Origin of the sequence: Micromonospora cathayae, assembly GCF_028993575.1 — a bacterium.
In the GTDB taxonomy this organism is placed as follows: Bacteria; Actinomycetota; Actinomycetes; order Mycobacteriales; family Micromonosporaceae; genus Micromonospora; species Micromonospora cathayae.
Genome location: NZ_CP118615.1, coordinates 3,575,975 through 3,595,339, shown reverse-complemented (window position 1 = coordinate 3,595,339; position 19,365 = coordinate 3,575,975). Strand labels below are relative to the sequence as shown.

At 73.0% G+C, this 19,365-nt stretch carries 18 protein-coding genes; 11 read left to right on the top strand and 7 right to left on the bottom strand.

All coding sequences use genetic code 11. The annotated features are described in order from the left end of the window. Positions 1-53: 53 nt before the first annotated feature. The 3 genes from PVK37_RS16540 to PVK37_RS16530 all read left to right on the top strand — a co-directional run bounded on the left by PVK37_RS16540 (position 54) and on the right by PVK37_RS16530 (position 2,473). A complete protein-coding gene (locus PVK37_RS16540; protein ID WP_275034918.1) occupies positions 54-869 on the top strand; it encodes an exodeoxyribonuclease III in 816 nt (271 codons plus the stop codon). A gap of 55 nt (positions 870-924) precedes the next feature. Beyond that, the gene (locus tag PVK37_RS16535) at positions 925-1,554 is read left to right on the top strand and encodes a DUF899 domain-containing protein (RefSeq protein WP_275034917.1); all 630 of its coding nucleotides are present in this window, start codon (positions 925-927) and stop codon (positions 1,552-1,554) included. A 187-nt stretch (positions 1,555-1,741) separates the two neighbouring features. After that, a complete protein-coding gene (locus PVK37_RS16530) occupies positions 1,742-2,473 on the top strand; it encodes a dienelactone hydrolase family protein (RefSeq protein ID WP_275034916.1) in 732 nt (243 codons plus the stop codon). Between the two features lie 244 nt (positions 2,474-2,717). Here PVK37_RS16530 and PVK37_RS16525 read toward each other — a convergent pair whose 3' ends face one another. Further along, on the bottom strand, positions 2,718-2,900 hold the full coding sequence (locus PVK37_RS16525; protein WP_275035140.1) for a DUF397 domain-containing protein: 183 nt from the start codon (positions 2,898-2,900) through the stop codon (positions 2,718-2,720). Next, on the bottom strand, positions 2,897-3,664 hold the full coding sequence (locus PVK37_RS16520; protein ID WP_275034915.1) for a Scr1 family TA system antitoxin-like transcriptional regulator: 768 nt from the start codon (positions 3,662-3,664) through the stop codon (positions 2,897-2,899). Before PVK37_RS16520 ends, PVK37_RS16525 begins: the two co-directional genes overlap by 4 nt. A 93-nt stretch (positions 3,665-3,757) precedes the next feature. Here PVK37_RS16520 and PVK37_RS16515 point away from each other — a divergent pair, with 93 nt between their 5' ends. The 4 genes from PVK37_RS16515 (at position 3,758) to PVK37_RS16500 (ending at position 5,361) form a co-directional block, all read left to right on the top strand. Further along, on the top strand, positions 3,758-4,195 hold the full coding sequence (locus PVK37_RS16515) for a hypothetical protein (protein WP_275034914.1): 438 nt from the start codon (positions 3,758-3,760) through the stop codon (positions 4,193-4,195). Beyond that, positions 4,192-4,545, top strand: coding sequence for a hypothetical protein (locus tag PVK37_RS16510; RefSeq protein ID WP_275034913.1), 354 nt, complete (start codon positions 4,192-4,194; stop codon positions 4,543-4,545). The genes PVK37_RS16515 and PVK37_RS16510 overlap by 4 nt, the downstream gene beginning before the upstream one ends. Positions 4,546-4,702: 157 nt before the next feature. Then, positions 4,703-4,903 carry a flavin reductase gene (locus PVK37_RS16505; protein WP_275034912.1) on the top strand — a complete coding sequence of 67 codons (201 nt, stop codon included), beginning with the start codon at positions 4,703-4,705 and terminating at the stop codon, positions 4,901-4,903. A 137-nt stretch (positions 4,904-5,040) separates the two neighbouring features. Continuing rightward, complete coding sequence (locus PVK37_RS16500) at positions 5,041-5,361, top strand: antibiotic biosynthesis monooxygenase family protein (protein WP_275034911.1); 321 nt, start codon at positions 5,041-5,043, stop codon at positions 5,359-5,361. Between the two features lie 10 nt (positions 5,362-5,371). Here PVK37_RS16500 and PVK37_RS16495 read toward each other — a convergent pair whose 3' ends face one another. Together PVK37_RS16495 and PVK37_RS16490 are read right to left on the bottom strand one after the other, a co-directional pair. After that, the gene (locus PVK37_RS16495) at positions 5,372-6,064 is read right to left on the bottom strand and encodes a class F sortase (RefSeq protein WP_275034910.1); all 693 of its coding nucleotides are present in this window, start codon (positions 6,062-6,064) and stop codon (positions 5,372-5,374) included. 9 nt (positions 6,065-6,073) lie between these two features. Continuing rightward, positions 6,074-6,637 carry a hypothetical protein gene (locus PVK37_RS16490; RefSeq protein WP_275034909.1) on the bottom strand — a complete coding sequence of 188 codons (564 nt, stop codon included), beginning with the start codon at positions 6,635-6,637 and terminating at the stop codon, positions 6,074-6,076. Between the two features lie 144 nt (positions 6,638-6,781). Between PVK37_RS16490 and trmB the strand changes: the two genes are divergently transcribed. From trmB to PVK37_RS16475, 3 genes are all read left to right on the top strand, one after another. After that, positions 6,782-7,504 (top strand): tRNA (guanosine(46)-N7)-methyltransferase TrmB, encoded by a 723-nt coding sequence (gene trmB, locus PVK37_RS16485; protein ID WP_275034908.1) that lies wholly within the window; start codon positions 6,782-6,784, stop codon positions 7,502-7,504. Between the two features lie 181 nt (positions 7,505-7,685). Next, a complete protein-coding gene (locus PVK37_RS16480) occupies positions 7,686-10,190 on the top strand; it encodes a DEAD/DEAH box helicase (protein ID WP_275034907.1) in 2,505 nt (834 codons plus the stop codon). A 135-nt stretch (positions 10,191-10,325) separates the two neighbouring features. Beyond that, entirely contained in the window at positions 10,326-10,970 is a 645-nt protein-coding gene (locus PVK37_RS16475; protein WP_275034906.1) for a hypothetical protein, read from the top strand. Positions 10,971-11,131: 161 nt separating this feature from the next. On the opposite strand, the gene PVK37_RS16470 is transcribed toward PVK37_RS16475, so the two are convergent. Together PVK37_RS16470 and PVK37_RS16465 are read right to left on the bottom strand one after the other, a co-directional pair. Continuing rightward, entirely contained in the window at positions 11,132-13,075 is a 1,944-nt protein-coding gene (locus PVK37_RS16470; protein WP_275034905.1) for a multicopper oxidase family protein, read from the bottom strand. Between the two features lie 49 nt (positions 13,076-13,124). Continuing rightward, positions 13,125-13,550, bottom strand: a complete 426-nt coding sequence (locus tag PVK37_RS16465) for a cytidine/deoxycytidylate deaminase family protein (protein WP_275034904.1) — start codon at positions 13,548-13,550, stop codon at positions 13,125-13,127. A gap of 341 nt (positions 13,551-13,891) precedes the next feature. Here PVK37_RS16465 and hrpA point away from each other — a divergent pair, with 341 nt between their 5' ends. Next, on the top strand, positions 13,892-17,929 hold the full coding sequence (gene hrpA / locus PVK37_RS16460; RefSeq protein ID WP_423791046.1) for an ATP-dependent RNA helicase HrpA: 4,038 nt from the start codon (positions 13,892-13,894) through the stop codon (positions 17,927-17,929). On the opposite strand, the gene PVK37_RS16455 is transcribed toward hrpA, so the two are convergent. Beyond that, on the bottom strand, positions 17,896-19,254 hold the full coding sequence (locus PVK37_RS16455; protein WP_275034903.1) for an FAD-dependent oxidoreductase: 1,359 nt from the start codon (positions 19,252-19,254) through the stop codon (positions 17,896-17,898). The genes hrpA and PVK37_RS16455 overlap by 34 nt on opposite strands. Between the last annotated feature and the right edge of the window lie 111 nt (positions 19,255-19,365).

The following is a 19,365-nucleotide window of genomic DNA, read 5'->3' as shown; positions in this document are numbered from 1 at the left end:
GACCAGCGGCGGGCCGACGGGCACGACCGGCGGGCATGGGGCAGGCTGACCTCATGCGTGTGGCGACGTGGAACGTGAACTCGGTGAAGACCCGCCTGCCCCGGCTGCTCGACTGGCTGGCCGGCACCGCGCCGGACGTGGTCTGCCTTCAGGAGACCAAGTGCCCCGACGGCGCCTTCCCGGTGGCCGAGGTCGGCGAGCTGGGCTACACGGTCGCCAGCCACAGCGACGGCCGGTGGAACGGGGTGGCGATCCTGTCCCGGGTGGGACTGTCCGACGTCACGGTCGGCTTCCCCGGCCAGCCCGGCTTCCCCGAACCGGAGGCGCGGGCCATCTCGGCCACCTGCGCCGGGCTGCGAATCTGGTCGGTGTACGTGCCGAACGGCCGCTCCCCCGACGACCCGCACTACACGTACAAGCTGGCCTGGTTCGCCGCGCTGCGCGACGCCCTGGCTGTCGAGTTGGCGGGCGGCCAGCCGGCCACCGGCGGTGGGCTGCCGTTGGCGGTGTGCGGGGACTTCAACGTCGCCCCCACCGACGCCGACGTGTGGGACCCGGCCGTGTTCACGTACTCGACGCACGTCACCCCGGCGGAGCGGGCGGCGCTGGCCGCGCTGCGCGACCTGGGCCTGACCGACGTGGTGCCGACCCCGATGAAGGGGCCGCACCCGTTCACCTACTGGGACTACCGGGCCGGCATGTTCCACCAGAACAAGGGCATGCGGATCGACCTGGTGTACGCCTCCGCACCGTTCGCCGGGGCGGTGCGCGCCGCCTACGTCGACCGGGAGGCCCGCAAGGGCAAGGGGCCGTCGGACCACGCCCCGATCGTGGTGGACGTGGACCTGCCGCCCACCGCAGCGGAGTGACCCACGGTAGGGGAACGCGCCACTTCTGTCGTACCCCGCGGGCAGGATGACGGACATGGTGAAACCGGAGATCGTATCCGCCGAACAGTGGCAGCAGGCCCGCGACGACCTGCTCAAGGCCGAGAAGGAGGTGACCCGCGCGCAGGACGCGCTGGCCGCGCGGCGACGACGGCTGCCGATGGTGCGGTTCGACAAGCCGTACGTGTTCGACACGCCCGACGGCCCCAGGTCCCTGACCGACCTGTTCGACGGCCGGAACGAACTCGTCGTGTACCAGTTCATGGACCGGGGGCCGAAGCACTACTGCCCCGGCTGCACCGCCTTCACCGACAACGTGCCCGGGCACGCGCTGCCGATGCTGGCCGCGCGGGGCATCACCTGGGTGACGGTGTCCAACATGCCGCTGGCCCAGATCGAGGCGTACAAGGCCGAACGCGGCTGGACGCTGCCGTTCGTGTCGTCGCACGGCACGTCCTTCTCGGACGACTGTGGTGCGGGCAACGGGTTCATGCTCAGCGTGTTCCTGCGCGACGGCGACGACGTCTACCGCACCTACAGCACCACCGCGCGGGGCGTGGACCGGCTGGTCTTCGCCGCCAGCATCATGGACCTCACCGCGTACGGCCGGATGCAGGACTGGGAGGACTCCCCGGAGGGCTGGCCGCAGCACCCGACGTACGGGTGACGGGTCGGTCCACGACCACCGGCGGAGCCGACGACGCTACCGGGCCGTTCGTGGTACGTTCGGCCCCGCTGTGCGCTGCCGCGAACCGAGGAGGTGAGACCGATCAACGCTGTGACAGGTCGGGCCTCCCTCCCCCGCATGGCCTAGGGAGTGCCCGCAACAGGCACCCCGAAAGGCTCTGAACGCTATGCGGTTCACCTCTGAGACGTCGTCCGACGGCGTCCGCGAACAACTGTTCACCATCGACGACGTTCCCGGCGTGCTGTGGACGCCGGACGATGCCGTCGGTACCCGCCCGCTGATCCTGATGGGACACGGCGGCGGCCAGCACAAGAAGGCCCCCGGCATCATGTTCCGGGCGCGCCGCTTCGTGACCGAAGGGGGTTTCGCGGTGGTCGCGGTGGACGTGCCGGGCCACGGCGACCGACCGAAGGACGAGGAGTACGACCGGATCGCGACCCGGAACCAGGCGCGGGTGGAAGCCGGGGAGGAGTTGGCTCCGCTGCTCGCGGACTTCCAGGCGCTGGTGGCCCGCCGGACCGTCCCGGAATGGCGGGTGGTCCTGGACGCCGTCCAGGAGCGTGAGCACGTCGGTGCTGGTCCGGTCGGCTACTGGGGGGTGTCGCTGGGGTGTGGGCTCGGCGTTCCGTTCGTCGCCGCCGAACCCCGGGTCCGCGCGGCGGTGCTGGGTCTGGGCGGTGCGCTGGCATCGGCGGAGCCGGCCGCGCGGATCACCGTCCCGGTGGAGTTCCTCATGCAGTGGGACGACGAGCGGGTGCCGCGCGCCCAGGGCCTGGCGCTGTTCGACGCCCTGGCCTCGACCGACAAGACCCTGCACGCCAACCCCGGCGGGCACGGGGAGATCCCGGCCTTCGAACTGGACAGCACGCTACGGTTCTTCGCCCGACACCTGCACTGACACCGCCACCTACGGTCCGCGACGCGCCCGGGGTCGCACCGGCGTTCTGGGTGGCTCAGGTACACGACACGCCGAACCGATCACACCTCAGGCAGCCAGCAACGGTCGTGCCACCACCGCTCCCCGATCCCGGAGCAGCCGGATCGTCATCCGGCCCCGGGCAGCGTCCGGTCCCGGGAGTCGCAGACATCCGCTCGCGCCGTACGTGCGTGGCGAGCGCGACCCATCGTCCACCAGGCAGGGCCTAGGGTCGCCGGGCGACGTCGACGAACGCCCGCCACGCCTGCGGGGCGAAGGTCAGCGTCCCGCCGTCGCGGTCCTTGGTGTCCCGGACCAGCACCACGCCCGGCAGATTGTCCGCCACCTCGACGCACGCGCCACCGTTGTTGCCGCTCCGGCTGCTCTTGCGCCACCGCGCGCCACTCAGCTCCATGATTCCGCCGCTTCCGTGATGAGGGCCAGGGACGGCGCTATCGGAAGCGCCACCCCGGTTATACGCGCCCAGCGGCGGTCCAGGGTAGCCACTTCGGCCCGCTGCTCGATGATCTGCGCCTTGACCTGTCCGTCCACATGCGCCACCCGTGTACCGTCCGGCATGTCGGCAAGGATGAATTGGCCACCGTGCCCGGGGTACATGCCGACGTCCGCCGGCACCACGTGCACCTGCACCGACGGCAGCGCCGCGCACCGGGCTAGGTGCTGGCACTGCTCGCGCATCATGGCCCGGTCGCCGCCCGCCGTCCGGCGCAGCACCAGCTCGTCGATCAGCACCACCAACAGCGGTGGCCGGTCACGATGCAGGATGGACTGCCGCGCGATCCGGGCCGACACCAGGTCGTCGACCTCGTCCCGGGTGAGGTTCTCGCCCGCGAGGGTGGCCCGCGCGTAAGCCTCGGTCTGGAGCAGGCCGGGCACCCAGGCCAACTCGTACCAGCGCAGGGCGACCGCCTCGCGTTCCAGGTCCGCCCAGGGGCGGAACCACACCGGGTCGCGGCGCTTGAGCACCTCGGGCCAGAGTTCGGTGATCGTGCGCCCGAGCACGGTGGCGACCTCGGCGCGGAGCCGGGTCTGCGGGATGCGCCCCGGGTTCGCCCAGCGGGCGGCGGTCTTCGGATCGACGCCGACCTGCGCGGCCAACCGTTCCGTGGTCAGCCCTGCCTCGGCCAGCGCGGTGACAAAAACTGGATTCACGTTGTCTTCTGTCCTTCCTGGACGTCCAGACCAATCGGCGACCACCGGTCTACGCGGTGTGATCAGCCCGCAACCGTGAGCAAGCCTAGGGTCATGTCACGATCACGGCTCACCCGCCCTGTTCCCTTCGGCCCCGCACACCGACCAGTGCTGCGCCGTTGGCGGATCGCCTGTTCCTGCGGCCTGCGTTCCTGGTGGCGTTGCCCCGACCGCCGCAACCCGGTACGGCTCGGACCGCTCGCCGCGCCGCCCGAACACCCCGACCGCGACGGCCTTCCGGCCGGCGTACAGCTACTCGCCGAGCGCCCCCGGCGTGAGCCGGCTCCGCCGCCGCGACCGTCCCCGCCAGCGGAGCCGGAGCCGGAGCCGGAGCCCGAGCCCGAGCCGGTGCCGTACCCGACGAACCCGATCGGCCCGTTCTCCCTGCCGTACGTACGCGACCTCACGCCGGCGTCCGCCGCGAGCGCCGTGATCTGGGCCGAGCCGACCGGGCTCGCGCAGCACCGGCGGGAACACGGGGGGCTCTGGTGAGACCCGAGATCCGCCGGATCATGTCGGGTCCTGCCGACGCCCCGCCCGACGGGGCAGCGCCGACCGTCGTGCACAGTCGCCGCTGGGCGACGGTCTACTGCGCCGGGTGCGGCGACCGGTGGCCCTGCCCACCGTTCCGGGCCGCGCTGCCGTTGACCACACCGGCCGAGCGGGCCGCAGCGGTGGTACGGATGACCGCCGAGGCACGGCGGACGCGCGGTGAGGTGAGCACCGTGCACGAGGAACTGCTGGTCGCCCGGTACCTGTGGTGGTTGCGGCTCGGCCGGAAGGACGCGGAGCTGGTGGCCCGGGAGGTGTGGCCGGATGACCGGCTCCCCGCGCCCAGGTGACCACCGGGCCGGCGACCGTCGTGCAGCCGACCAACGGACCGACGACCGGCGTGCATGTGACCACCGGGCCGGGGAACGACGCACCGCCGACCGTCGCGTGGATGGACGCCGGGCTGCTGACCGGCACGGCTACACGCGGCCGGCGTGGCGGTGTGCGGTGTGCGGGGCGGCGTGGCCGTGCTCGCCGGCCAAGCTGGGCCTGCTGGCCCGGTACCGGGACGACCGGGTGGGGCTGCTGGTCTTCCTGGGTGCGCGGCTGGTCGAGGCGGCGGCCGAGCTGCCCGCCGACGTCGACCTGTACGCCCGGTTCGTCACCTGGGCACGGCAGCGGACCGGAGGGGACCGACACGGCCCGTAAGGCGGGATGGCCGGCGGCCAGGCTCTCGAACCCGTTGATCAACACGAGATGCGGCATCCTGGGCCCTCACCCCGCCTGGATAGGCCAAGATGCCGCACATTGAGCCCGCCCTTATGGGCGCACGTAAGGTGGAAGCCATGGCAGTCGTGAAGATCAACGCGATCGACGTCCCGCCCGGTGCCGGCGAGGAGCTGGAGCGCCGGTTCGCCGCCCGCGCCGGTGCGGTCGAGAACTCCCCGGGGTTCCTCGGTTTCGAGCTGCTCCGCCCGGTGGCCGGCGAGACCCGCTACTTCGTGTACACCCGTTGGGAGTCCGAGGAGGCGTACCAGGCGTGGGCGTCCGGGCCGGCGCGGGCCGCGCACGCCGGTGACGGTGGCGGGGAGCAGCGGCGGCCGGTCGCCTCCGGGGCGAACCTGCTGGAGTTCGAAGTGGTGCAGGAGGTCACCGGCAAGAGCTGACCGGCGACCGTCAGCTCTGCTGCGGAGAGAGCAGGGTGGCGAAGGCGATGACGTTGTCGGCGTACCCGACGCTGCCACCGAGGAACTGCCCGCCGCAGGTGATCAGGCGCAGGCCCGGCCCGCTACGGTCGCCATAGACCCGCTCGACGGGCAGGTTGTCCTTGTCGAAGCGTTCCACCGAGGAGACCGCGAACACCGCCGTCGACCCGTCGGCCCGGGTCACCTCGATCCGATCCCCCGGGCGCAGTTTCCGCAGGTCGTAGAAGACCGCCGGGCCGGACTTGGTGTCCGCGTGCCCGACGATGATCGCCGGGCCGACCTCTCCCGGGGTCGGCCCCCGGTCGTACCAGCCGGTCTCGGCGGCCCGCTCCAGCGGCGGAACGGCCACGGTGCCGTCGGCGGCCAGGCCGACCCGGGTGACCGGGGCGGTCACCCCGATCGCCGGCACGCTCAGCCGCACCGGTTCGCCGGCCGACAGCGCGTCCGCCCGGTCGCCCGGGGCCTGCGCCGAACTGGCGGCCAGGCCCTGCCAGGGTCGACCCGCCGACCGGCCGAGACCGGCTCCGGTGCCGAACACACCGAGCAGTACCAGGGCGACGGCCAGCGCCAGCCGCCACCGACGACGGTCGTCCCGGGGCGCGGGCGGGTACCGCCGGATCGGGATGGTGGGCTTGACGCTGACGGTGGCGCGGGCGGTGGCCATGGCCGGGGCTCAGCGGCGACCGACGCGGCGGGTCCGTTGCCGGGTCGCCACCATGACCAGCACCAGGCCGGTGACGGTGACCCCGAGGCCGCCGGGCACCAGCAGCCCGCCGAGGTCAGGGCCGCCGGCGGTACCGCCGAACCCGGTGGCCGGGCCGCGCGTCGGGTACGGGTGCGGTGGGGCCGGCTTCGGTGGGGTGGGGTGCGTCGGGCTCGGGGCCGGCCCGGCCTTGACGTACAGCATGGTCGAGGCGTTCGGTCCTTCCGGGCAGAGCAGCTTGACCCGGTACCGGCCGGGTTTGGTGTGCGGGTGCACGGTGGCGGTGCCGGAGAGGTACCCGTGCTGCGGTTCGACGGTGACGATGCCGAACGCCTCCGACTCGACGCTGGCCGGATGGTAGTTGGTGCGGCAGCTCGCCCGGATGCCGACCAGGTGACCGGGCGCCACGTCGCTCGGGGTGACCTGTACGTAGATGTCGGCGGCGTGGGCCGGCGGCGCGCCCAGCAGCACGCCGAGGGCGGTGAGCACACCCACCGCCAGCCCGGCCGCGCCTCGGCGCGTCCCTGACCCCATGACCCCTCCCGGCGCGTCGGCCGGACCGGACCCCGTGGATCCGGCCTGTCGTGTGACCTGACCGGTGGAGCCGGCCTGTCGTGTGAAGCTGAACGTCCCGCCCGGTCGTGGGCCGGATCGGTGGTCGCGTACGCTCGGGTCGCTGTGACCACCGTCGACCAGGATCCGACCGCCCCGACCCCGCCCCGGGCGGGTTCGGCGATCCGTACCTTCCACCCCCGCCGGGGCCGGCTCAGCGGCCGGCACCTGGACGCGCTGGACCGGCTCTGGCCGCGGTACGGGCTCGCGGTGCCCGATGGCGACGAGACGCCGGTGGATCCCGCCGACCTCTTCGGCCGACGGGCGCCGATGGTGCTGGAGATCGGTTCCGGGATGGGTGACGCGACCGCCGCGATGGCCGCCGCCGACCCGGGTCGAGACTATCTCGCGGCCGAGGTGCACACCCCGGGAATCGCGAACCTGCTGGCCCTGGTGGAGCGGCGCGGGCTGACCAACGTGCGGATCGCCGACGGTGACGCGTTGACGCTGCTGCGGCGGCTGCCGGAGGGGACGCTGGACGCGGTCCACGTCTTCTTCCCGGACCCGTGGCCGAAGGCGCGGCACCACAAGCGCCGGTTGATCCAGCCCCGGCACGTGGCGCTGCTGCGGTCCCGGTTGGCCCCGGGCGGCGTACTGCACTGCGCGACGGACTGGGCCGAGTACGCCGCCGCGATGCGGGAGACCCTGGACGCCGACCCGGATCTGGTCGACGCCCGGCCCGGCGACGTCTCCCGGCCGGAGCACCGCCCGGTCACCAAGTTCGAGCGGCGTGCCCTGATCGCCGGCCGTCCGGTGGCCGACCTGGTCTACCGCCGCCAGGCCGGCTGAGAAACCCCAAGCCGCCGGCGCTCACACGTGCCGCCCGGTTGCTGGCAGTTCAGCTACACGACACGCCGAGCCGATTACACCTGAGCTGTCACCAACGGCTGGGAACCACTGCCGGGCCGTCCGGGCGGGTATCGGCCCCTGCTGGCATCCGGGGGGTCGCGGCGGGCAGGATAGGACGGCTATGACGCTCACCGCCGCGCTGCCGGACAGCGCCGACCCCGATGCCCTGTACGACGCGTTCGCCGGTTGGGCGAAGGAGCGCGGCCTCGACCTCTACCCCCACCAGGAGGAGGCGGTCATCGAGATCGTCTCCGGCGCGAACGTGATCATGAATACCCCGACCGGCTCGGGTAAGAGCCTGGTGGCGATCGCGGCGCACTTCGCGGCCCTGGCCGACGACCGGACGACCTTCTACACCGCGCCGATCAAGGCGCTGGTGTCGGAGAAGTTCTTCGCGCTCTGCGAGGTCTTCGGGGCGGACAACGTGGGCATGCTGACCGGTGACGCGAGCGTCAACGCGGACGCCCCGATCATCTGCTGCACCGCCGAGATCCTGGCGAACCTGGCGCTGCGCGAGGGCACCCGGGCCGACGTCGGCCAGGTGATCATGGACGAGTTCCACTTCTACGCCGAGCCGGACCGGGGCTGGGCCTGGCAGGTGCCGCTGATCGAGCTGCCCCAGGCGCAGTTCGTGCTGATGTCGGCCACCCTCGGCGACACCACCCGGTTCGTCGACGACCTGTCCCGGCGCACCGGCCGGGCGACCGCCGTCGTCCGCTCGGCCGAGCGGCCGGTCCCGCTGCTGTTCTCGTACGTGACCACGCCGATGCACGAGACGCTGGAGGAGCTGCTCACCACCAAGCAGGCCCCGGTGTACGTGGTGCACTTCACCCAGGCCGCCGCGCTGGAACGCGCCCAGGCGCTGATGAGCGTCAACGTCGCCACCCGGGCCGAGAAGGACATGATCGCCGAGGCGATCGGCCGGTTCCGGTTCACCTCGGGCTTCGGCAAGACGCTGTCCCGGCTGGTCCGGCACGGCATCGGCGTGCACCACGCCGGCATGCTGCCGAAGTACCGCCGCCTGGTGGAGACCCTCGCCCAGGCCGGGCTACTCAAGGTCATCTGCGGTACGGACACCCTCGGCGTGGGCATCAACGTGCCGATCCGGACCGTGCTGTTCACCGGGCTGAGCAAGTACGACGGGGTACGCACCCGGCTGCTCAAGGCCCGCGAGTTCCACCAGATCGCCGGCCGGGCCGGGCGGGCCGGCTTCGACACCATCGGCCGGGTGGTGGTGCAGGCCCCCGAGCACGTGATCGAGAACGAGAAGGCCCTCGCCAAGGCCGGCGACGACCCGAAGAAGCGGCGCAAGGTGGTGAAGAAGAAGCCGCCGGAGGGCTCGATCGGCTGGGGTGAGCCGACCTTCCAGCGGCTGGTCGACTCCGAGCCGGAGCCGCTGACGTCCAGTTTCCAGGTCAGCCACTCGATGCTGCTCAACGTGATCGGCCGGCCCGGGGACGCGTTCGCGGCGATGCGGCACCTGCTCACCGACAACCACGAGGACCGGGCCGCCCAGCGCCGGCACATCCGGCGGGCCATCGCGATCTACCGGGCGCTGCTGGCCGGTGGGGTGGTCGAGCAGCTCCCCGAGCCGGACGAGACCGGCCGGCGGGTCCGGCTCACCGTCGACCTCCAGCTCGACTTCGCGCTCAACCAGCCGCTGTCGCCGCTCGCCCTGGCCGCCATCGAGCTGCTGGACGCGGCCTCCCCGGCGTACCCGCTGGACGTGCTGAGCGTGATCGAGTCGATCCTGGACGATCCGCGCCAGGTGCTCTCCGCGCAGCAGTTCAAGGCGCGCGGCGAGGCGGTCGCCGCGATGAAGGCCGAGGGCATCGAGTACGAGGCCCGGCTGGAACTGCTCGACGAGGTGACCTGGCCGAAGCCCCTCGCGGAGCTGCTGGAGGCCGCGTACGAGATGTACCGGCAGGGGCACCCGTGGGTGGCCGACCACCAGCTCTCCCCCAAGTCGGTGGTCCGTGACATGTACGAGCGGGCGATGACCTTCACCGAGTACGTGCAGTTCTACTCCCTCACCCGCTCCGAGGGGCTGGTGCTGCGCTACCTGGCCGACGCGTACAAGACGCTGCGTCAGACGGTGCCGGAGGACGCCAAGACCGAGGAGCTGGTCGATCTGATCGAGTGGCTGGGCGAGCTGGTCCGCCAGGTCGACTCCAGCCTGATCGACGAGTGGGAGCGGCTGCGTAACCCGTCCGACGTGGAGGAGGTCGCCTCGTCGTTGGACGACCGGCCGCCGGCGGTCACCCGCAACACCCGTGCGTTCCGGGTGCTGGTGCGTAACGCGTTGTTCCGTCGGGTGGAGTTGGCGGCGCTGCGCCGCTGGGACCTGCTCGGCGAGTTGGACGCCGCCGACGGTTGGGACGCCGACGCCTGGGCGGACGCGCTGGAGCCGTACTTCGAGACGTACGACTCGATCGGCACCGGGCCGGACGCGCGCGGGCCGGCGCTGCTGATGATCGACCAGGGCGCGCAGCGGTGGACGGTGCGGCAGATCCTGGACGACCCGGACGGTGACCACGACTGGGGGATCAGCGCCGAGGTGGACCTGGCCGCCTCCGACGAGGTCGGGGCGGCGGTCGTCCGGGTCACCGAGGTCGGCCAGCTCTGACCTGACACCGTTTCCGCAAGAGGGTCGCCCAGCGTGTCCGGGCGGCCCTCTTTGCGTGTCCGAAAGCCTGGGCGATGTCGTACCCGTCGATTAGAATGTATGTACTAATCAGGGCACTGACCTGGGAGGACGACTGTGTCCGCACCCCTCACCACCGCACTTGCGCCGTACGCCACGCTGCTCGGTTTCACCCGCTACGTCGACCGCACCGGCCCGACCAAGGCGACCTTCGTCGGCGGGTTGCGCAAGCAGCGGGCGAGCCGCTCCGGCTTCAACCCGCACGGTCAGTTCGTCAAGGCGTTGAAGGCCGACATCGCCTTCCACACCGGCGGCAGCCACCTCGCCGGGGTGGCCGACATCGTCAAGCCCCGCTGGCGTCCGCTTTACCAGGCGCTCACCCCGGGCGCGACCCGTTGGCTGCGCTCGCTGGGCGAGCCGCGCGAGGTCGACCTGGCCCAGACCCGCGACGCGCTGGCCATGCTCGGCGACCTGCCCGTCAAGATCAACCCCCACTTCGGCATCCGGTACGCCGACGGTCGCGCCGAGGCGGTCCGGCTGCACTTCGACGAGGCAGCGCCCAGCGAGGAGGCCGTGCTCGCCACCCTGCACCTGATGTCGCGGCACATGGACGCGGTGCTGCCGCACGCCACGCCGGTCCTGGTCGACGTCCGGCGCGGCGAGGCGCACCGGATGCCGGAGGCCGTCAAGCCCGCCCAGGTCGAGCAGTGGCTGGCGGGTGAGGCCGCCGCCTTCCGGGCCATCTGGTCCACCGCCGCCTGACCCGGCCGACCCGCCCCCGACGACGGGCCAGGTCGGCCCGGCCCGCACCACGGGCTGGGCCGACCGCCCCACTCCCGGATCACAGGCCCGGTCGGCCCGGTCCCCGGCGACGGGCCCGGCCCGGTGGTTCCGCTCCGCCCGCCGCTCCCCGGGCGGGGCGGTCACCGCCAGCGGGCCGGCTCGACCTGGTACGGCCGCATCATGTCGTTGTCCTCGTGTTCGGGCATGTGGCAGTGCCACACGTAGCGGCCCGGCAGGTCGAACCGCGCCTTGATCCGGGTCAACTCGCCGGGGAACACCGCGACGGTGTCCTGGAACCCCCACTCGTACGCCTCGGGCGGCCGGTCGCCGGTCGGGCCGCGCCCCACCACCTGGAACTGCACCTGGTGCAGGTGGATCGGGTGCACGCCCCGGGTGAAGTTGTGCAGTTCCCAGATCTCGGTGTCGCCCAGGGTCGGGCGCTCGGACACCGGGTCCGACCAGCGCATCGGCACCGGCCGGCCGTCCGGGCGGACGACACCGAGCATGGCGGCGACCAGCACCCCGTCCCGGACGGTCGACATCCGGTCGGACAGCGCCAACCGCCGGACCCGGTCGGCCCGGCCCAGCGGCCGGAGCGTGGGCAGCCGGAGCTGGTCCGGTGGCACGCTGACGTCCGGTCCGGACGCCGGGTCGACCACGAACTTCAGCACCTGCCCGGTGGTCGCCGGATCGGCCGCGTCGGGCCGGCCGCCCCGGGCGGGGCCGTCCGGCCCCTCGTTGACCAGGTACAGCTCGGTGCCGACCGGGACGTCGGTGAAGTCCAGCACCACGTCGACCCGCTGGCCGTTGCCGAGCAGCACCTGCTCCCGGGCCACCGGCTCGACCAGGAAACCGCCGTCGTTGCCGATCTGCCACAGCGGCAGCACCGGCCGGGCCGGCCGGGCCGTCGGGTGGGTGGCGACGGAGAGCAGCAGGAACCGCGAGTTGCTGCCGTTGAGCAGCCGGAACCGGTACCGTCGCCGCTCCACCCGCAGCACCGGCCAGGTCACCCCGTTGACCGTGACGGCCCGGCCGAACACCTCCGGGTTCCACACCGGCGGCACGTCGCTCTCCGGCCGGTACGGGCCGGAGTAGTCGCCGTACTCGGCGCGGCTGCCCGGGTAGTGCAGCCGACCGTCCACGGTGAACGTCCGGTCCTGGATCAGCAGCGGGATCTCCCGGACCGCCCGGCCGCCGGAGGCGTGACCGCCGCATCCCGGGCCGTCGGTGCGGTGACCGCCGAGGGCCGGTCCGGGCAGCACACCGGCGGGCAGGTCCGCCGGGCCGCCCCGGAGCAGGTAGAAGCCGGCCGCGCCGACGTACAGGTTCTGCCGGGTCAGGCCGATCGTGTGGTCGTGGTACCAGAGCGCGGTGGCCCGCTGGTCGTTCGGGTACTCGGCGGTCGCCGAGCCCGGTGCCCAGCGGATGCCGCACTGCTCGGCGAAGGCCGACCGCAGCTGCCGGTAGCTGCTGCCGTAGGCGGCGTAGTCGGCGGGCAGGTCCCGGGCCACCGGCAGGTACCAGGCCTCCGGGTAGCCGTCGCTCTCCTCCCGGACGTGCCCGCCGTGCAGGTGCACGACCATCGGCACCGGCCCGGTGTACGGCCGCGACACGGTGCCGGAGTGGGCCATGTGGTCGCGTCCGGCCACCCCGCCGTCGGGGCGTGCCCAGTGCAGGGTGGGGTCGACGGGCAGCAGGTGCGGCAGGTAGTCGCCGCGCCGGTCGACGAGCTGGTTGACCCAGGTCACCCGGACCGGACGGCCGACCCGCGCCTCGATGGTGCAGGCCGGGTGGCCGAACGTCTCCGGGTGGGCGAGCGAGCCGTAGCCCCAGACCGGGGTGGCCGGGAAGCCCTGCGGCAGCATCTGCTGGCGGAACTGGCGCAGCCCGATCACGTACTCGTCGGCCCCCCGGTCGGTGTGATCCGGGGGCATCACGCCGGGCACCGGCAGCGCGGTGACGTACTTCGGGATGCGGTGGGCGTCGAGCAGGGGGGCCGCAGCGGCGGCGGCCCGGCCGGACGGGAGGACCGCCAGGGCACCGCCGGCCGCGCCGACGGTGAGGAGTCGCCTACGGGTGATCATCCTGCTCCCTTCGTCCGCCTCCCCACCGGCAGACTAATGGGAGCAATACTCACGAAGCTGGCAGAACGCCAGGACCGGCACTTTCGGGAAGATCGGCCGGTGCCGGGTCGGCCGGCAGGTCGCCGAGGAGCAGTACCCGCGGGTCGTCCGGCGGACCGACGATCACCCGTAGCCGCGGGTGGTGGTCGAGCAGCAGCCGACGGCACCGCTCGCAGGGCGGCAGGATCTCCCGGCCCCGGTCCCCCACCGCGACGATCGTCTCCAGCCCGGTCGCGCCCTGGGTGACGGCGGTACCGAGGGTCACCACCTCGGCGCAGGTGTCGCCCGTGGCGTGCCGGACGTTCACCCCGGTGAACACCCGCCCCTCGGGGGTACGGACGGCGGCGGCCACCGTGTGCCGGTCACTGCGGCAGCGCAACCGGGCCACCGCCCCGGCCGCCTGCACCAACGCCCGGTCGACGTCCCGCATGTCCATGTCCCCCACCCCCGCGTCGGTTCCGCCGTTGCATGGTAGGAGAGCAGCCGTCGCCCACCAAACGCGACCGCGCGGTGCCCTCCCGCCCGGTAACCCGGGGGCGGTCCGGCGGCCGGCTGCCTATTCTTGGCGACGACATGCAGACTCCTCCCGCCTCCGCTTCCGCCGCATCCGGTGCCGGCTCCGCTTCCGCGCCCGCCGTATCCGGCCCGGTCGCCCCCGGTACCGACTCGTCCGGTGCGGGTCCCGCGCCCGGTGCCGGCCCGTCCGGCACGGGTCCCGCGCCCGCCGCGTCCGGTACGGGTTCCGCCCGTGAGCTGCACCGACGGACCACCGACCTGATGTTCCGGGACCAGCGCCGGATCCAGCGGCGGCTGGACGGGGTACGCCGGTTGCGCGACCCCGACCGGCGGGACGCCGCGCTGGCCGGGATCGCCGCCGACGTGGCCGCCGCCGAGGCGCGGCTGGCCGCCCGGCGCGCCGCCGTGCCGAAGGTCACGTACCCGGCCGGGCTGCCGGTCAGCGAGCGCGCCGAGGACATCGCCGCGGTGATCCGGGACCACCAGGTGGTGATCGTCGCCGGGGAGACCGGGTCGGGCAAGACCACCCAGTTGCCGAAGATCTGCCTGGAGCTGGGACGGGGCGTGCAGGGGCTGATCGGGCACACCCAGCCGCGCCGGCTGGCTGCCCGCACGGTGGCCGACCGGATCGCCGAGGAACTGGGCACCGAGCTGGGTGACGTGGTCGGCTACAAGGTGCGCTTCACCGACCAGGTGGGCGACCGGTCGCTGGTCAAGCTGATGACCGACGGCATCCTGCTGGCCGAACTCCAGACCGACCGGATGCTCCGGCAGTACGACACGTTGATCATCGACGAGGCGCACGAGCGCAGCCTCAACATCGACTTCATCCTCGGGTACCTGAAACAGCTCCTCCCCCGCCGACCCGACCTGAAGGTGATCATCACTTCGGCGACCATCGAGACGGACCGGTTCGCGAAGCACTTCGCCGGACCGCCCACCGAGGACGCGCCGGACGGGAAGCCCGCGCCGGTGGTCGAGGTGTCCGGGCGCACGTACCCGGTGGAGGTGCGGTACCGGCCACTGGTCGAGGTCAGCGAAGCCGACGAGGACGACGGGGCCGACGAGGAGAACGTCCGGGACCAGATCCAGGCCATCGGCGACGCGGTCGAGGAGCTGGCCGCCGAGGGGCCCGGCGACGTGCTGGTCTTCCTCAGCGGCGAACGGGAGATCCGGGACACCGCCGACGCGCTGGGCAAGCTGGTGCAGAAGAAGCGGTCGCTGCTCGGCACCGAGATCCTCCCGCTGTACGCCCGGCTGTCCGCCGCCGAGCAGCACCGGGTGTTCGCCCCGCACACCGGCCGTCGGGTGGTGCTCGCCACCAACGTCGCGGAGACCTCGCTGACCGTGCCCGGGATCAAGTACGTGGTGGACCCGGGTACCGCCCGGATCTCCCGCTACTCCAGCCGGCTGAAGGTGCAGCGGTTGCCGATCGAGCCGGTCTCCCAGGCGTCCGCGAACCAGCGCAAGGGACGCTGCGGGCGTACCTCGGACGGCATCTGCATCCGGCTCTACGACGAGCAGGACTTCGCCTCCCGGCCGGAGTTCACCGACCCGGAGATCCTGCGCACCAACCTGGCCTCGGTCATCCTCCAGATGACCTCGATCGGGCTGGGTGACGTGGCCGCGTTCCCGTTCATCGACCCGCCGGACCGCCGCAACATCGCCGACGGGGTGAACCTGCTGCACGAGCTGGGCGCGCTCGACCCCACCGAGACCGACCCGGCGAAACGGCTCACCCCGTTGGGCCGGCGGCTGGCCCAGCTCCCGGTCGACCCCCGGCTGGCCCGGATGGTGGTGGAGGGGGAACGCAACGGCTGCGCCACCGAGGTCGTGGTGATCGCGGCGGCGCTGTCCATCCAGGACCCACGCGAACGGCCGGTCGAGAAGCAGGCCCAGGCCGACCAGGCACACGCCCGGTTCACCGACGCCGAGTCGGACTTCGTCACGTTCCTCAACCTGTGGCGGTACCTGCGCGAGCAGCAGCGGGCGTTGTCGTCCAGCGCGTTCCGCCGGATGTGCAAGGCGGAGTACCTGAACTACCTGCGGGTACGCGAGTGGCAGGACATCGTCAGCCAGGTCCGCCAGGTGTTGCGTACCCCGGCCGAGGGGGGCCGGGAACGCGGCCGGCGCGACACCCCGACGGAGACCGGCCGGCGGGACGCTTCGACGGACGCCGGCCGGCGGGACGGTGAGCCGGCCGGCGGTGGCCGGCGGGACCGGGGCGCGGAACTGCCGGAGGAGATCGACACCCCGAAGGTGCACCAGTCCCTGCTGCCCGGCCTGCTCTCCCACGTCGGCTGGAAGGACCCGCAGAAACACGAGTACCTGGGCGCGCGGGGCGCGAAGTTCGCCCTGTTCCCCGGCTCGGCACTGTTCAAGAAACCGCCGCGCTGGGTGATGGCCGCCGAACTGGTGGAGACCTCCCGGCTGTGGGGCCGGGTCGCCGGCCGGGTCGAGCCGGAGTGGATCGAACCGCTCGCCCAGCACCTGGTCAAACGCAGCTACAGCGAGCCGCACTGGGAGAAGAAGCAGGCGGCGGTGCTGGCGTACGAGAAGGTCACCCTCTACGGCCTGCCGCTGGTCACCGCACGGAAGGTCAACTTCGGCCGGATCGACCCCGGCCTGAGCCGGGAGCTGTTCATCCGGCACGCCCTGGTCGAGGGCGACTGGTCCACCCACCACCAGTTCTGGCGGGACAACCAGAAGCTGCGCGACGACGTGGAGGAGCTGGAACACCGGGCCCGGCGGCGGGACATCCTGGTCGACGACGAGACGATCTTCCAGTTCTACGACGAACGGATCCCCGCCGACGTGGTCTCCGGGCGGCACTTCGACGCCTGGTGGAAGACCGAACGCCGGCACCGGCCCGACCTGCTCACCTTCACCCGGGAGCTGCTGGTCAACGCCGGCCGGGGCGGGGTGGACGAGGCCGACTACCCGGACCGGTGGCACTCCGACGGGGTGGCGCTGCCGCTGACGTACCGGTTCGAGCCGGGCACCCCGACCGACGGGGTCACCGTGGACATCCCGCTGCCGCTGCTCAACCAGGTGCCGGCGACCGCCTTCGACTGGCAGGTGCCGGGGCTGCGCGAGGAACTGGTGGTGGCGCTGATCCGGTCGCTGCCCAAGGCGGTACGCCGCAACTTCGTACCGGTGCCGGACTTCGCCCGCGCCGCGCTCGCCGCGATCACCCCGGGCGAGGAGCCGCTGCTGGACGCGCTGACCCGGGTGCTGCGCCGGATGACCGGGGTGACCGTGCCCCGCGAGGCGTGGGACACCGGGAAGCTCCCCGCCCACCTGCGGGTCACCTTCCGGGTGCTCGACGAGGAGAACAAGCCGGTCGCCGAGGGCAAGGACCTGCCGGCCCTGCAACGCCGGCTCAAGGCCGAGGTCCGCGAGGTGGTGGCCGCCGCCGCCCCGGACGTGGCCCGCACCGGGTTGCGCGAGTGGAGCATCGGTACGCTGCCGCGCACCATCGAGCAGGTCCGGGCCGGGTACCGGGTGACCGCGTACCCGGCGCTGGTGGACGAGGGGCAGACGGTCGGGGTGAAGGTCTTCGACTCGGCCGCCGAGCAGGCCGCGGCGATGTGGGCCGGCACCCGGCGGCTGCTACGGCTGACCGTGGCGAACCCGGCGAAGTTCCTCCAGGGCCGGCTGTCCAACGAGGCGAAGCTGGCGCTCAGCCGCAACCCGCACGGCGGCGTGCAGCAGCTCATCGAGGACGCCACCGGGGCGGCCATCGACCGGCTGGTCGCCGGGGCGGGCGGCCCGGCCTGGGACGCCGACGGCTTCGCCGCGCTCCGCGACAAGGTGCGTGCCGACCTGGTGGACACCGTGGTCGAGGTGATGGACCGGGTCCGGAAGGTGCTCGCCGCCGCGCACACCGTGCAGGGCCGGCTGACCCGGACCACCGACCTGACCCTGGTGGCCGCGCTGGCCGACATCAAGGCCCAGCTCGCCGGCCTGGTGCACGCCGGGTTCGTCACCGAGACCGGGTACGCCCGGCTGCCCGACCTGCTGCGCTACCTGGCGGCGATCGAACGGCGACTGGACCGGCTGACCGGCAACCCGCAACGCGACCGGCAGCAGCAGGACCGGATCGCGGTGGTGCAGAAGGAGTACCGGGACCTGCTGGCCGCGCTCTCCCCGGCCCGCCGGAACGAGGAGGCGGTCCGGGAGATCCGCTGGATGATCGAGGAGTTGCGGGTGAACGTGTTCGCGCAGGCGCTCGGCACCCCGTACCCGGTCTCCGAGCAGCGGATCTACCGGGCGATGGACGTGGTGGAGGGCCGCTGACCCGCACGACCGGCCCGGTGGTAGGCGCGCAGCACCCGCAGCAGCACCGCCGGGGCGAGCAGCCGGGTCGGCGGGTCGACCAGGTTCAGCACCCGTAGGAAGGCGGCCCCGAGCGCCGGGTCCCGGGTGGCGGCGGCGTGCAGCCGGGGCAGGTACGCGTTGACCAGCCGGACCCGGGCCGGGCGCGGCCCGGTGACCGCCGGGAAGCGCAGGTCGCTGCCGCTGGAGATGGCCCACGGGCCGTCGATGACCCGGGCCGCCTGGCGGAAGAACGGCCGGGCGGGCTGGTCCGTGCCGTGCCGTAGCAGCCGGCGCAGCAGCAGCGCCTCCAGCGCCGCCACCGTGATGCCCTGGCCGTAGACCGGGTTGAAGCTGCACAGCGCGTCGGCCACCACCAGGTAGCCGGCCGGGAACCGGCGCAGCCGCTCGTACCGGCGTCGGACGCTCGCCGGGAAGCGCATCTTGGCGGGCGCGCCGAGGGGTTGCGCCGAGCGGAGCAGCGCGCCGATCTGCGGGGCCGGCAGGGTGTCGGCGAAGCTCAGCATGCCCGCGTCGTCCGTGGGTGGCTCCTCGCCCAGTACGCCGCTGATCGCCACCGCGAAGCGGTCGTCCTCCTGGGGTGCGACGATGCCGCCCCGGGGCTGGCCGGGGATCGCGTTGGTCAACGCCCCGAGCAGGCCCTCCAGGTGGTGCGGCTCCCGACGGTAGACCCGGGTCACGTAGGTGACGTCGACCTTGACCCGTTCCTCGGGCGCGGTGGGGTAGCCCAGCTCGGCCAGCCACACCGGGCTGCGGGTGCCCCGGCCGCCGGCGTCCACGGTCAGGTCGGCGGTCAGTACCCGCTCGACGCCGTCCCGGTCGCGCAGCCGTACGCCGGTGACCCGCCGCCGGTCGGGTGTGGTGGTGAGTCCGACGGCCTCGCACCCGTCGACCAGGGTCACCCCGGGCAGTGCGGCCACCCGTTCGCGGACCACCTGTTCCAGTAGCGGTCGGCTGAGCCCGTACGCGTGCAGCGACGACGGTGCCCGCCGCATCCGGTACCCGTCGTTGTACCAGTGGACCTGGTCGTGCAGGTCGACGGTGGGTACGCCCCGGGCGGTCAGTTCGGTGCCGATGCCGGGCAGCAGTTCCTCGAGGGCGCGGCGGCCCCGGACCAGCAGCACGTGCAGTTGCCGGCCCTGCGGCACCCCGCGCCGGTTCACCGCATGGTCCGGCAGCAGGTCCCGGTCGATCAGGGTGACCTTGTCGTACGCGTCGGTGAGGGCGCGGGCGGTCAGCAACCCGCCCAGGCTCGCGCCGATCACCACGGCGCTACGGGAGGTCATACCGGCAGCGTATGCGGGTGGTGACGGGTCGTGTTCTCGCGTCGTGCGGAGCCGGTGCCGGGGACGCGGGTCGGCGTCTCTCCGGCGCGGGCGGGCCGGTGCCCGTCACCG